The sequence below is a fragment of the Brasilonema sennae CENA114 genome (genome assembly GCF_006968745.1).
Classification (GTDB): Bacteria; Cyanobacteriota; Cyanobacteriia; order Cyanobacteriales; family Nostocaceae; genus Brasilonema; species Brasilonema sennae.
Window position 1 is genome coordinate 4,180,916 of record NZ_CP030118.1, and the last position, 14,296, is coordinate 4,195,211.

At 42.1% G+C, this 14,296-nt stretch carries 13 protein-coding genes and 1 tRNA gene; 9 read left to right on the top strand and 5 right to left on the bottom strand.

Translation table 11 applies throughout. The annotated features are described in order from the left end of the window. Positions 1 to 14: 14 nt before the first annotated feature. The 3 genes from DP114_RS17780 to DP114_RS17790 all read left to right on the top strand — a co-directional run bounded on the left by DP114_RS17780 (position 15) and on the right by DP114_RS17790 (position 4,048). Positions 15 to 1,283: a cytochrome P450 gene (locus DP114_RS17780; RefSeq protein WP_169267145.1), complete on the top strand. Its 1,269-nt coding sequence runs from the start codon at positions 15 to 17 to the stop codon at positions 1,281 to 1,283. A gap of 42 nt (positions 1,284 to 1,325) precedes the next feature. Further along, positions 1,326 to 2,594, top strand: a complete 1,269-nt coding sequence (locus DP114_RS17785) for a cytochrome P450 (RefSeq protein WP_169267146.1) — start codon at positions 1,326 to 1,328, stop codon at positions 2,592 to 2,594. Between the two features lie 146 nt (positions 2,595 to 2,740). Next, complete coding sequence (locus tag DP114_RS17790) at positions 2,741 to 4,048, top strand: phthiocerol/phthiodiolone dimycocerosyl transferase family protein (RefSeq protein ID WP_169267147.1); 1,308 nt, start codon at positions 2,741 to 2,743, stop codon at positions 4,046 to 4,048. Between the two features lie 142 nt (positions 4,049 to 4,190). On the opposite strand, the gene DP114_RS17795 is transcribed toward DP114_RS17790, so the two are convergent. Beyond that, entirely contained in the window at positions 4,191 to 4,928 is a 738-nt protein-coding gene (locus DP114_RS17795) for a 2-phosphosulfolactate phosphatase family protein (protein WP_171976716.1), read from the bottom strand. A gap of 333 nt (positions 4,929 to 5,261) precedes the next feature. Between DP114_RS17795 and DP114_RS17800 the strand changes: the two genes are divergently transcribed. The 5 genes from DP114_RS17800 (at position 5,262) to glpK (ending at position 10,473) form a co-directional block, all read left to right on the top strand. Next, positions 5,262 to 5,681, top strand: a complete 420-nt coding sequence (locus DP114_RS17800; RefSeq protein ID WP_169267149.1) for a BlaI/MecI/CopY family transcriptional regulator — start codon at positions 5,262 to 5,264, stop codon at positions 5,679 to 5,681. Further along, positions 5,681 to 6,520 (top strand): M56 family metallopeptidase, encoded by an 840-nt coding sequence (locus DP114_RS17805; protein WP_169267150.1) that lies wholly within the window; start codon positions 5,681 to 5,683, stop codon positions 6,518 to 6,520. The genes DP114_RS17800 and DP114_RS17805 overlap by 1 nt, the downstream gene beginning before the upstream one ends. Before the next feature lie 143 nt (positions 6,521 to 6,663). Next, the gene (rfaE2, locus tag DP114_RS17810; RefSeq protein ID WP_169267151.1) at positions 6,664 to 7,197 is read left to right on the top strand and encodes a D-glycero-beta-D-manno-heptose 1-phosphate adenylyltransferase; all 534 of its coding nucleotides are present in this window, start codon (positions 6,664 to 6,666) and stop codon (positions 7,195 to 7,197) included. A 1,154-nt stretch (positions 7,198 to 8,351) separates the two neighbouring features. Beyond that, on the top strand, positions 8,352 to 8,717 hold the full coding sequence (locus DP114_RS17815; RefSeq protein ID WP_171976717.1) for a hypothetical protein: 366 nt from the start codon (positions 8,352 to 8,354) through the stop codon (positions 8,715 to 8,717). Between the two features lie 256 nt (positions 8,718 to 8,973). Further along, positions 8,974 to 10,473, top strand: a complete 1,500-nt coding sequence (gene glpK / locus DP114_RS17820) for a glycerol kinase GlpK (protein ID WP_171978228.1) — start codon at positions 8,974 to 8,976, stop codon at positions 10,471 to 10,473. Between the two features lie 115 nt (positions 10,474 to 10,588). On the opposite strand, the gene DP114_RS17825 is transcribed toward glpK, so the two are convergent. Beyond that, the gene (locus DP114_RS17825; protein WP_171976718.1) at positions 10,589 to 11,407 is read right to left on the bottom strand and encodes an alpha/beta fold hydrolase; all 819 of its coding nucleotides are present in this window, start codon (positions 11,405 to 11,407) and stop codon (positions 10,589 to 10,591) included. 185 nt (positions 11,408 to 11,592) lie between these two features. Then, entirely contained in the window at positions 11,593 to 12,033 is a 441-nt protein-coding gene (locus DP114_RS17830) for a VOC family protein (protein ID WP_171976719.1), read from the bottom strand. A 229-nt stretch (positions 12,034 to 12,262) separates the two neighbouring features. On the opposite strand from DP114_RS17830, the gene DP114_RS17835 reads away from it, so the two are divergent. Beyond that, positions 12,263 to 12,760 carry a MarR family transcriptional regulator gene (locus DP114_RS17835; RefSeq protein ID WP_171976720.1) on the top strand — a complete coding sequence of 166 codons (498 nt, stop codon included), beginning with the start codon at positions 12,263 to 12,265 and terminating at the stop codon, positions 12,758 to 12,760. Between the two features lie 487 nt (positions 12,761 to 13,247). Here the strand turns inward: DP114_RS17835 and DP114_RS17840 are convergent. Then, positions 13,248 to 13,319: transfer RNA gene (locus DP114_RS17840), tRNA-Asn, on the bottom strand. A gap of 381 nt (positions 13,320 to 13,700) precedes the next feature. Beyond that, positions 13,701 to 14,249 (bottom strand): NYN domain-containing protein, encoded by a 549-nt coding sequence (locus DP114_RS17845; protein WP_169267157.1) that lies wholly within the window; start codon positions 14,247 to 14,249, stop codon positions 13,701 to 13,703. Positions 14,250 to 14,296 lie beyond the last annotated feature (47 nt).

Sequence of the window (14,296 nt, forward strand, 5' to 3'; positions counted from 1 at the left end):
AAAATTTGATAAATATGAACCAAGAAGCAATTAGTACTACAAAGACCGAAAAATTAGAGTCAGCAAAAGCATTCAACTTCAATCTTTTTGATCCTAAGTTTAACGCTAATCCTTATCCAACTTATCATCGCCTCCGAGAGTCAGAGCCGGTACATAGATACTTTATTGGAGGTGATTGGATCGTTACCCGCTATGCCGATGTCAAAGCAGTTTTAAAAAGTGGTTGTGTTCGGACTGATGATAGACCAAAATCAATACAAGAAAGAAACAAATATCTCAAAGACAAGCAAAAGAATCTAAATACTCTTGCTTATACCACCAGCCGATTTTTATTTTATATGAACCCACCAGACCATACTAAATTACGTGCATTGGTAGGTAAAGCCTTTTCTCCTGTAGTTGTTGAGCGTATGCGTCCTCAGATTCAGGAAATTGTGGATGAATTGCTTGACAAAGTTCGGCACAAGGGGAGTATGGACATTGTTGCCGATCTTGCCAGTCCACTTTCTGTCAGTGTAATTAGTAGGCTGTTGGGAATACCAAAAGAAGCTCAACAGCAGCTTCATCAGTGGACTAATGTTTTGTCTCGTATTTTAGATCCACTGGTGTCACTAGAAGAATATCAAGCGATGAATAAAGCTACAGAAGAGATTCAGGAATATTTACGTACTCTGATTGCCGAACGAGAAAAAGATCCACAAGAAGACTTGATTAGTAATTTGATTGCAGCTCAAGAGCAAAATGACAGGTTAAGTCAAAAGGATATATTGGCAATTTGCACATTGTTATTCGGGGCAGGTGAAGAAACTACAGGGAATACAATAGGCAATGGAATACTGGCATTGCTACAACACCCTAACCAAATAGAACAACTCAAAACAGAACCAACAAAAATCCAAAATGCTGTAGAAGAAATAATTCGCTATGATAGTGCAATTCAAATGTTAACGCGTATTGCTATTGATAATTTAGAAGTCGGTAACCGAACAATAAAAGCAGGTGAAAAAATAGTTCTTTGCTTGGGAGCTGCTAATCGAGATCCAGCCCAGTTCCCAGAACCCGACGAGTTAAATATTAATCGAGGACAAAATCAACACGTTGCTTTTGCTGATGGTATTCATTATTGTTTAGGAGCAGCATTAGCACGCGTGGAAGCGCAAATTGCTATTAATACACTAATTAAACAATTCCCTGATATAAAGTTAGCTTCAAACAAGCTAGAGTGGAAAAAGAGTATAGTCATACGTGGCTTAAAGGCTTTACCTGTAAGTTTTACAAAATAAGTCATTTCTATCAAGTTTGGATAATCACAGGAGATTTGTAAAATGGAGCCAATTGCCAATACAAATAAGACTCAAAAATCAGAGATTGCAAAAGCTGTCAAATTTAATCCTTATCACCCAGCGTTTCAAGCGAATCCTTATCCCATCTACCACCAACTGCGCTCTGTTGAACCAATACACCAGAGCTTTAAGGGTATGTGGGTAGTTACTAGCTATGCTGATGCCAAAGCAGTTTTGCGTGATCCTCGCTTTTGTGTTGATAAAATGCCAAACAATGTTAAACACAAAGGCAATTATTTGAAGCAGAAGGATTTCAATACACTTGCACAAGCCATTAGCAAATGGTTAATATTTTTAGATCCGCCAGAGCATACCAGGTTGCGAGGGCTGATTAGTAAAGCGTTTTCTTCTACAAGCGTCAAATTTCTGCGTCCCCAAATTCAACAAATCACTGATGAATTAATTAGCAAAATTCGCCATCAAGGCTACATGGATATAGTATCCGATTTTGCTTGCCCATTACCTTGCAATGTTATTGCCGCAATCCTGGGGGTACCTGTTGAAGATTGGTTGAAGTTGTATCATTGGTCTGATGAACTATCTAATATTTTAGATCCGCTCAGATCTCTGGAAGACTACGAGCAGATGAATAGAGTTGCGCTGGAATTTACAAATTACTTTAAAACCTTGATTCCACAACGCCAAAAAAGCCCGCAACAGGATTTGCTGAGTGCGTTGATTACAGTTAAAGAACAGGATAACAAGCTAAGTGAAGAAGAAATTATCTCTGTCTGTATGTTATTGTTCTTTACTGGTGAAGAAACGACAGTGAATCTCATAGGTAACGGTATGCTTGCCCTATTGCGTCACCCACAGCAGATGCAACAGATCAAGACACAACCAATGCTTATCCAAAGTGCTGTGGAAGAAATTCTACGTTATGATAGCCCAATCCAAATCACCACACGAGTGGCAACTGAAGACATTGATTTAGATGGTATTACTATTCGAGTTGGTGAGAAAGTTCTTGTTGTTTTAGGCGCTGCAAATCGCGATCCTGCACAATTTCCTGATCCAGATCGCTTTGATATTACACGAGTTAATAATAGTCACTTAGCTTTCGCTGATGGTATCCACTATTGTTTGGGTGCAGCATTGACGCGGATTGAAGGTGAAATTGCTATTAATGCTCTTGTGCAACAATTGCCTGATTTACAGTTATCACAAGATAAAGTTGAGTGGCGAAACAAAGTTGCTTTTCGCAGCCTCAAGGCTCTCCCCATTACCTTCAAGCCAACGAACGTACAATAATCAAATAAAAAATGTTTTACTAAACTACTAATTTCAAATTTACAGAGAGCCTAGAATCAAACTGGCTGCTGATCAAAGAAGAGTTAAACAGACTGTAACATGGTAATTCTACCCAAAGGACGCCGTTTTTTTGCGGTTAACGACTCATGACAAGCAACAGAAAACTTGCTCCTAACGAGCAAAGCATGGAAATTTTAAATCGTTGTGCAGGTTCTTTTAATATAGTAACGATTAGCCGCGTCAGGGGAGGCTTAAAAGAAGAAATAGTTAGACAAGCTCTTGACTTAATTCAAACTCGTCACCCGCGCCTTAATTCTCGTATTGTCGGTGCCTTAGATAGTCTATGCTTTGACTGTGGAGCAATAAAAATTCCTTTGCGTGTAGTCTCTAAGCAGTCTAGCGAGCAGTGGGAAGAAGTTGTTTTGTCAGAATTGAATCAACCTATTGAAAGTGATAAATGTCTAATACGCGCAGTATTAATTACGTTTCCCGATGAAAAACTAAATTATTTACTGACAATATTGCACCATGCTATATCAGATGGATTATCAACTGTTCAATTGCATTCAGAAATTTTGACTTACTGCCAGAAAATAGTAGACGGCGAAATAGAAGAGAGTCTTTCTAGCTTACATCCACTTCCTGATATTCAAGAATTGATGCCCAAATCAATGCAGGTAAAATTTACAGCAATAAAGAGCATTTTCTTTTTGTTGCGCTTCACGCTCAAACTAGGTTTGCATCGTCCTGAAACTCTAAAATTTGAGAAGTATGTTTCTCCAGAATTACGTCGTTGTAACATGGTTCAGAGAAAGCTTAATAAAGAAATTACTACACAGTTGATAGAATTTTGCAGAAAACAAAGAACAACGGTACAAGGTGCTTTATGTGCAGCAATGATGTTGGCAGTAGCCACAGAAATTAGAAGTAAAAATCAAGAAAAATTGCGCTTTAGTTGCTCCTCTGTTGTTGATTTAAGAAAACGCTTCAAGCCAGAAGTTAATCGGGAAAACTTAGGTATATTAACTTCGGCTATCACCACATTACATAACCTATACACAAATACATCTTTTTCGGATTTAGCACGGAATGTCAGACAACAATTAAAAGTCAGTTTAGAAAGTGAGGATATCTTTAGTATAGTATTGATGTCCAAGAAAATTTACGAGTCTCTTCTGTCTCGCCCAAATAAAGCACCCATGACAGTAAGTGTTACCAATATTGGTCGAATAGACATTCCCAGTGATTATGGTTTATTTAAACTTGAAGAGATTAGTTTTGTGCCTGCACAGGCAGTTTTTGGTGGTGTTTTTGGTGCTGCTATTACAACATTTAAAGGCACAATGATTTTAAATTTCATGTTTTCTGAGCCTTCAATTAGTAAGGGAAAAATCGAAACTTTAGTCAAGGATGCAATTTCTTGTATTGTCGATGCTTGTAATACCAATGGTTAAAGCAAGAGTTCCTTAACAGCCTCAGTAGTTCCATGAACGGATGTGTTTGACGTGAATGAAAAAAGCTTTGAACCCCTTCCCTGGTTGTTGTCTAGAAGGGGACAAATTGTAGAAGTCAAAAAGAATTGCTTGGTTATTGATTTTACTTTTTACTAACTAAAACTCCTTGTTCCTGTTGTATGGGCAAGACATCTAAAATATCAGTCTGAGAACAATATTTCAGGTCTTCATCACAATTCAGGCGCAACAGACGTTTGCCGTGACTTGCAAGATGAAGAAGTTGCAACAAGTTGTCTTGCCATTGAGAGTAAAGAGCGATCGCGCTAATCACTTCATCGTTACCCGCCAGTTCATCTTGTGACAATTTGGTCTGCTGTACAACACTGTGAGCGATCGCACCTGCACAAGCCGTATCTTCTAGAGAAAAACTGCCTTCCCAACCTGAACCGACTATCCAAACTGTTTCTGGTTGCTTTTCCAACAGATATTGCACCACTGCTGCACGGTTGACAAAAGCAGCTGCAAGTACTGCTTTTGCATCCTGTATTCTTTGTAAAGCACGGGTGCCATTAGTGGTACTGATGAACAAGCGCCGTCCTTGTACAACTTCTGGGGTACAATCGAGAGGAGAATTACCCAAATCAAAGCCAGGAACTTTTGACCCGCCACGTTCTCCTGCTCGTAGGCGTTTTTCACTGGACCATTTTTCGCTAACTGCTAAAAGTTGATCCAAATCACTGAACACTTGGACAGCTTCACCTCCAGCTGCCAAAACAGTCGCCATTGTTGTCGTAGCTCGCAGTACATCGACTGCGATCGCGCATTCTGGCACTTTATCTGTTGGAGTTAATTCCGGAGTGTGGAAAATGAATAGCTTCACGCCTTGAGTACACCTGATTGAATACTACTGCCGAAAATAATATTTCTCCGTAACAAGCGTCAACCACCGTAGTGATAGTTTATGCAAGAATCAGAGTAATGAAGTTGATTCTCACTGCTGTTATCAACACACCAGTCTTCATCTGTTGGCAAATCAACGGTAATCTGAAATTAACAACAAATTTACAAAAACTGTGTTTGGCGTTCAAATTGCCCTCTACTAGCAAACTGAGGCTATTCCTGCTGATATGGTGACTAGTAGTAGTTAGTGGTGCTTTTGAGAACAACTAACTATTGACAATCTCCAATCCAAAACCCCAAATCCCAAATCGATATGGCACCTTTACCCAATTATCGCCCGAAACAACTGTCTGTTGGTCCGTTAGAATCAGAGATTTTGAATATCATCTGGGAACTCGGTTCAGGTACAGTTAAAGATGTGCACGACCGAATTCTAACTGACCCCAACCGAGAACTCGCTTATACATCTGTGACTACCGTACTGCGTCGCCTCACCGATAAAGGGTGGCTAGCCTGTATAAAAAAAGCACGAGCATACTATTGGCAGCCATTGGTGACAAAGCAGCAAGCAGACGTTATTAGAGCGCACGAACAGTTACAGCGATTTTTGGCGGTGGGAAACCCCGATGTTATTGCTGCTTTTGCAGATAGTTTGGATGAAACTGCTTCTGAGCAAATACAGGCGATCGCCAAACGCATTCAAGCCGCACGCCAAGCCAGGGAGGAACAATAATGCATCTAATAATGATTGTGGCTGCAATAATCGTTGTTTATTGGATAAGATGCCAATGGACACAACCCCAAGCAACTTGGAATAAACGATGGCAATATGCCCTATTTTTGTTTTTCTTTCCACCGTTGCTCATTTTCATGACGGCGATCGCCGTCATTTGCATGGGACCCCAAGGTCAAATGAGCGGGTTACAGACAGGTTGGTTGAGCTATGTTCTAGCATTTATTAGTCTTGCTTTTTGTGCAATTTTATGCATAAAACTAGCATGGGGAGGATGGCAGTCTGTGAAATCCGCTCGCAACTGTTCCCTGGTTGATGTTGCAGGTAGACAAGTAAGAGTTCTAGATACAGGGGTACCGTTTGCCGGTCAAATTGGATTTTGGCAACCCGAACTTGTCCTCAGCCAAGGACTGCTGCACACTCTCTCACCAGAACAATTGGAAACTGTCTTAGCACACGAACAAGGACATTACCATTACCGGGATACATTCTGGTTTTTCTGGCTGGGTTGGGTACGTTCCTGTACCGCGTGGTTACCAAACACAGAAGCTTTGTGGCAAGAGTTGTTAGCCTTGCGCGAACTACGCGCTGATGCACACGCTGCTTCACAGGTAGATCCTTTACTGCTTGCAGAATCACTTTTGTTGGTGGTTAGCAGCCCGCCTATATCCTCAGAAATTTGCTGTGCTGCATTGGGTTCTAGTCACGTAGATCGTTTAGAACAGAGGATAGAAGCCCTGTTAGCACAGCCAGAACCAGTTCCAGAAGTTCAATTACAATCTTGGAATAGTTACCTGCTGGCGTTTGTGCCTCTGGTTACTGTAATATTTCATACGTAGTTCATTTTTTTGATCTCAAGTAGAGTGCGTTCACAAAGTGCGCACTCTATTTTTTTTGTTTCAAGTGTCATCGCAGACTTGCCACATCAGTCCAGATATCACTAAAGTATCTGAGAATAACGAATCATTAGACTAAAGAAATTATGACTCCCTCCCTACCTCACTCTCTCTCTCCCTGTCCACTCCCTACCTCTTACAAACATATTTGTGATTTAGACCAACTCATTGTCCTTGTCTCCTCCCATCGCATCGCAGGAGGTAAGATAGTTTTCACTAATGGTTGTTTTGATATACTTCACGCAGGACACGTCTCCTATCTTCAACGCGCCAAAGCATTAGGCGACATTCTGATTATTGGTGTTAACTCCGACAACAGCATTCGCCGTCTCAAGGGATCAACTCGTCCCATAAACCCGTTAGAAGATAGGATGCAGGTTCTGGCTGCACTAGCTTGTGTTGATTATCTCATTCCTTTTGAAGAAGATAGCCCCAGTTACCTTATTAGCAAGCTGCGCCCCAATATCTACGTCAAAGGCGGCGACTATACGAAAGAAACTTTACCAGAAACACCCGTAGTAGAAAACTACGGTGGAGCGATTGAATTCTTGCCCTTTTTAGAAAATCGTTCAACAAGTAAAATCATTGAACGGATTTCCCAAGGTAAAAATGATTTATAAGCAATACCTTCGCCAATTAAGGAGGCTTGATATAGAAAAAATTCAGATAAGTAGGTCGGTACAAATAAAGTTAACTAGTTAAGGCAGTCATTAGTCATTGTAAGAGTTTCAGAGTTTTCACATTTCTTAACATAGTTCGGTTTATTCTTACCTACCTACTTAATACAGATTTATTTTTCCCATCCGGCAAAAAACTGAGTCAATAAAATCCTGTATGGTTTTTGTGGAAGTAATTTTGACTGTCCTGTATGTCTGGGTCAGGATTTTAGGTTTTGCCTAATAATTAAGCATAGGCAAGTCTATGGCTGTTTTGGCAAAAGTTAGACTACCTCTTTTTTTGGTAAAAGTATTGATAAGCAATTAAATATTTCGGCTGGTGCTGCGCCCATATAACGTTAGTAGCTTACCAAAAAAGTGGGTGATGCTCTTTCACCAAAATCCTGATATATTTCACTCTCCCAACTTCCGCAACTTCCGCAACTTCCCCTGCTTACTCATATGTATCAACTTTAAAGTGAAACGGTATGAAATCCCCGTCCTTCCTGGACGGCTTTTATTTATTTTTTGTCCCAAGAACTACGTGATATCTTTGAATTTAAATTCCTATCAAGGAGATTTTGTCAAAAGTTTGTGGTTCAAAAACTCTTGGGTGGATGAACTGTGGTTCGCCATTTTACGTGAAAGATGAAAATACACTTAACTCTAAAGTATATAAAAAAGTCACTGTGTAGAGTTTTATTTTGACTTCACAAATATCTATAAATTGGAGAAATCTTTGATAATTTGCTCCAAAAAATGTATTTTTTATCACTTTTCTTTTTTACTAATATAGTTTACTTGGAGTAGTGATTGAGTCTGAAAGTTCCTTTATAGGAGGTTTTCTATTTTTTATTTTAGGTGACATAACTCTTCATATACTGATTTTTAGGAATTTTTACCTTATTTTATAAAACTGCGTAATGCATGTGTTTTAAGTAGTTTTTATCTCAACTTGTCGAGCGTGAAAAAGTAGAAAAAAGAGTGAATATCTCAATACCCACCAGTTAACTAGATTACCTTGAAAAGATATCATAACACTAGTTTCTTATGACAACATCAGATATAAAATCAGGGAGAAGTACTTACTTTAATGTTAAGAGGAGTGATTAGTTAAGATGAGTAAGCTTCTTAAAACCATTGCAGCCTCCCTAGTTTTTGGTATGGCACTTGCTGCACCAGTAGCTACATTTCCATCATTAGTCCAGGCACAAATGCCCGCAACTACAACCACCCCTACACCGACAGGTACAGCCACCCCCACACCAACAGGTACAGCTAAACCTCGCACCACAGGAGGCAAAAAAACTCCTGCCAAAAAACCTACCACAGGAACAACTAATAAACCAGGTACCAGAGGAACAACCAGTAAACCTACCACAGCAACACCTACAAGCTCGCCTACACCTGGTTCAACGACACCTTATACTGGTGGGCCTACACCCACAGGTTCACCTACGCCCACAACAACACCAACAAGGTAAAAAGTAAAAACGGTTAGGCAAGATAGGTGATCGCATAGCGCGCCCTATGCCCCAAACAAGCTTCGCTTGGTTGCCCCAAATCGGAGATTTTGGGGAGAGGGGTTTCTTGAAGGAAACCCCTCTGGGCATATACCGGCGATCGCGCCATTCAATATTGATACAAAATTGATACAAAAGCTCCATGTGCATAATGCCTTGGAGCTTTGTTATTGCTTGTGAGTTAAAGTTATTAACACAACAATATCTCTCAATTTATATGCAAAAATCGGGCTACATCCTGGCATTGGATTTGGGTACAACAGGTAACCGTGCCTTTTTGTTTAACGCAGATGGTAAGATTGTTGGTCAGGCATATCAGGAACTAACACAGTACTATCCTCAGCCTGGATGGTTGGAACATGATCCATTAGAAATTTGGCAGGCAACTTGCTGGGTGATGCAAACTGCGATTAAAAATGCCCAGATTGCTCCTGATGAAATTATCGCTGTTGGACTAACAGTACAGCGGGAAACTTGCTTAATTTGGGATAAAACAACTGGTCAACCTCTCCATAGGGCGATCGTCTGGCAAGATCGCCGCACTGCTCCTTTATGCCATCAGTTACAAGAGCAAGGATATGCGCAGGAGATTTCAGATCGCACAGGACTCATTGTTGATGCCTATTTTTCAGCCACAAAGCTGTCATGGCTGTTAGAGCATTTTCCAGGCGTTGACCTCACAAATATTTTAGCTGGAACGATTGATACCTGGGTGCTGTGGAACCTAACGGGTGGAAAAGTTCACGCCACTGATCACAGCAACGCCAGCCGTACCATGCTGATGAATTTGGCAAGGTGTGAGTGGGATGAAACACTGCTGACTCTGTTTAAGATACCTCGTCATATCCTGCCCCAAATTCAGCCTAGCTTGGGAACTTTTGGAGTGACTGATGCTAGCTTGTTAGGCGTTGAAATTCCCATCACTGCCATTTTGGGAGATCAACAAGCTGCTTTGTTTGGACATGGCTGTCATTCTCCCGGATTGATGAAATGTACTTATGGTACTGGGAGCTTTTTAGTCGCTCACACTGGTTCTCAAATCGTGCGTTCACAACATCAACTTTTGAGTACTTTGGCATGGACTCAAGCAAACACAAACGGAACTTTGGATGTGGGCTATGCATTGGAAGGTAGCATATTCACGAGTGGGGCTTGCATCAAATGGCTACGCGATCGCATTACTCTAATCACAACTGCCGCTGAGACTGAAGCACTCGCAAATCAAGTCACAGATAACGGCGGAGTTTACTTTGTGCCCGCATTTAGTGGACTGGGTGCGCCTCATTGGGATATGAGTGCTAGGGGAGCCTTTTTTGGAATTACTGCAATGGTACAGCGCGAGCATTTGGTACGTGCAGTACTGGAGGCATTGGCTTACCAAGTTCAGGAAGTTGTACAGGCAATTCAAGGATCCAACACTATTCCCATCGAACGACTGAGTGTGGACGGTGGTGCCTGTGAGAATAACTTCCTCATGCAGTTCCAAGCAGATGTGTTAGGGATACCAGTTGAACGTCCAGCGATACGCGAAATGACAGTCCAAGGTATCGCGTTTGCAGCAGGTCTTGCTGCTGGATTTTGGGATAATGATCACTTACTCGTGCAGCAACGACGAATTGAGCGCGTGTTTTTACCTGGTGTGGGCAGAAATCACGCTTTGGAAAACTTTACAACTTGGCAAAAAGCAGTTGAACGCGCTAAGCACTGGGCTGATTAATTGCAGCGATCTGCAATCATCCACTTCAACCAGGATTAATTGCAACTAGCCTAAACGCCTTTATTGCAGGTTGCTACACGTAGGTTTCAGGTTCCTTCCTATTCGCGGGCGAAAGTTATGATGCAGAACCACAAAGAAAGTATTCAATTGCGTCTGCGACTTCCTGCGTAACTTCGACAGAAGGCAGATGGCTCCTCGAACTCGATCTATAAATGTGATACCAGTGGTGTTTGTTTGCAAAAACTTGTTGTGCTTCAAGATATTTGGTGTCATCCAGTAGGGAATAAAGGCTCTTCATTTGCGTTGGTGAGTAAATATTGAGCACTGTTGGAGCCGGAGCAAGCGTCTCAAGAAAACGCAAAGCACTGCCAAATTCTCTGTATGACCTGCTTATTTCTCGACCCGCGCGCGACCACATGTCGAAATCGTAATTTGTCATAAACTCATGGAAGGGTTTGGCGAGGTTAGGATCACCTACCGACCAACCGATGAATAGTGCGTCACGCGCACTTTGCCATTGATCGGGCTTTTGTATCTTATCCAAGGTCTCAAAGAATATCTCAGGCGGCTCAATAATGATCCACTCCAGAAAGACCATCTTTGGAACGCGATTAACCAACCTACGCCTTAGTTCAATCGCTATCCATCCAGCGTGTGCGACTGAGACTGTGACGAATTCATTTATGTTAAGTGAATCTACAAGCTTAATAGTTTCACGGATCATATCTTCACTGCCAAAGTCTCCCTCTGGGCGTCGTGATTCGTTATGTCCCAGTAAATCAACATTGATAACTCTTCGCTTTTTGCTTTCGATTTCGGCAAGTGCTGCCAAAATCCCCCGGTCAGCGCACCATCCTGGAAACAAGAGTAAGGCAGGTTCGCCTGCTCCTATGTCGTCGAAAGCAAGTTTTGATTCTCCAATTAGCTCATCCATACATACATCCAATACCATTGTATTGCCAAAATTTTTTGAGGACGGGGCGTGGGTAGCATTCGCGTTCTAAACCGCCTGGGAGTAGCAACGGATGCTGGAGCGCGAAGTGGATTACTGTAGCTTAAGTTTCACTTCGTTCAACGCAACACCCGCGTTCCTTAGTTGGGTTTTGCGCTTTGTCAGCATCAATAGAATGTCCACAGACCTGGAGTGATCAATTCAAGGAGGTGTTCATCCGGATCTCGGAAATACAGGCTCCAGCCACCCTGTTTCCAATGAACCTTGCTGTCGATGGCGATACCTCGGGAAGCCAGTCGTTCTTCCCAAAACTCTAGCTCGGATGCTGCAATTGAGAACGCCACGTGCAAGCGACCACTTCCACCATGAGGAGGAATCACCCCTTCTACCGTACCGACGGGAGATGTTGTCCTCCCAGGCTCTTGAGCGATGCTCTTGGGGAACAGGATGAGGGCTTGTCGGTTGGGCACCCGGAGCACACAGATCATTTCATCCATGATCTCTTTCTCAAATCCGAATAGGTCTTTATAGAACTCAACTGAGTGTGGCAAGTCTTCGACATATAGCACGGATTCAACAATCCCATTGACGGTTTGCTTCTGGGTCATGGAATATAGCCTCTTCAAGAATAGCTACTATTGACTCTTAAATTATAGTAATAGATATTTAGACGTTAAACTATTTATGGTCTAAAATACACATAAAGTAATATTTAGGGCTAAAATATTAATGGTTGAACTCGCCGCTCTACTCATGGTCTTAAGTTGCTAGAGTGTTGTTTTTGGGCGGTTTAACAGTTCTTGGTCACTCAGTCGTAGGCAACTCACAAAGTTAAAGATGAACAAAGCAGATAGGATTAGACAAGTAGCGCTCGACTGGCAAGTGACGCGACCGGAAATCGACCCACGCCCGATGGTGCGAGTGCTGGCAGTGCTTCGTTCAGCCCTAGAACTCGAAAAGGCGACTGAAAAGCTCTTTGCCCGGTATGACTTGAATACGGCAACGTTTGGAGTCCTCGCAACACTGCGCCGTTCTTCGCCACCTGAGGGGATGACCCTTTCTCAATTAGCTCAATTTGTCCTAGTCACACCAGCTTCCATCACCAATCGCGTTGATCGTTTGGAAGCACGGGGTTTAGTCGAGCGGTATGATGCTACAAATGATCGACGGTGTTGGTTAGTGCGTCTGACTCAGAAGGGATATGACCTCATCAATGAGTTGATTCCGCAACATGTGGAGAATGAGCGCCAGTTGCTTTCTGGTTTAAATGAGCAGGAACAGGAGCAACTTTATTTGCTGCTACTTAAGCTACTGGCAAGTCTAGAGGATGACTAAAATTGGTTTTCAGACAACGGGGAATCGTGCTTTCTCTGTTGTTAAAATGGCATGTCATATTTGTAGCGACCTAGAATTGCAATTATAATATTTGCTCTAAGCTGCTCTCAAAGAAGAATTTCAGGCAGAATTGTTTCTAACTGGAGAAGTGATAAGTCCGCTTGTTTAACTGCAACTAATTGCCAAAAAAACGGGCGTTACTGATTTTAAGTATGAATCTAGTTTTGTCATGCTGAATGCAGCGTAAGCGCAAAGTGCACGCCAAGGGCGAACGCGCAGCGTGTCCCCTTGGGACTCAGCGAAATGCAGACACGAAATGGCTTCCCGCAAGCTAGCATCTACCAGGATTCTAAGCGCCAAAGGCGCACGCTTCGCGAACGCTTCACTTCGTTACGCTCAGAATGACAATTCATACCCTGATTCAGCAACGCCAAAAAACGACAGTTTTATGTAGGAAATTCGCTAGAACTTTATTTATCTTTTTTAACTCCCCAGGCGGGATTCGAACCTGCGACCAATCGATTAACAGTCGATCGCTCTACCACTGAGCTACTGAGGAACGCTCTGAATAATAATAATAGTCGTTAAATAAGGATTTGGCAAGTACTTTTGGAAAATTTTTTGGATTTTTTTTGGTAGACGCGAAACAGTAGTATTTGCAAGCCTTTGCCGTTCACAGTTCCTCTCAACCAGCAGGAGAAAGTTAAAAACACAGGTACTGGCTCTCAAAACTCAAAACTCACAGATGATTTATAAAGTAAACCTTAAATTGTAGGGTGCGTTCACATTTAACAGGTGCCGTATCTCCTCCACAAGGAAGCTGTCTTTGTAAGTTCCGTTCGCTTTGTGCGTGTCCTGTGGAGATCAGGACAAAGCGCAAAGGCAAAGCGAACGCGCAGCGGGCAAGGAAGGGCATATAATAATGAGACGCGTGAATGTTTTATAGTCCCATACGCATCTGAGCTAAACGTTGACGTGCCTTGGCGTCGATAGAATTAGCTAAGAACCTTGTGTTAGAATGTTTTCGTACCTTAGATTTTTGCCGCACACGACAAACAGTGGCTTCTACCTGATAACACAGTTGCTGTGCTGACATCCATTCAGCCCCGTACCCTTGTACCATCAACTGTTGTGCTCGATCTGATGTAGCAACAATCATGCGAGAAATAAGAGATTGGGCTAGTGAGGAGCGTAAAGATGCACAGACTTTTTCGATGTAAGTGTCTGCTGTCTGCGCAAACTCTGTATAATGAACCGATAGAAGCTCTGTGATAATTTGTCTGCTGCTACAGCTGTTTTGATATTGAGCGTCGAATACGACTTGAGTCTCATAACCTTGAAACGCACTGTAGCCAATCAAAGCTTCGATTAATTCGTAACGGGCTGCCTCTAATCCAGCAGTGTCACGGGTTATTTTCAAGCAAGACCAAGTGCCTATGATGTTGTAGCCGTCCACAAGCAAAACGGCTCGGGGTAAGGAAGAGAGCATGATTTTGGATCACAATTTTCTAAAGTTAACAAAATTCATTCATCATA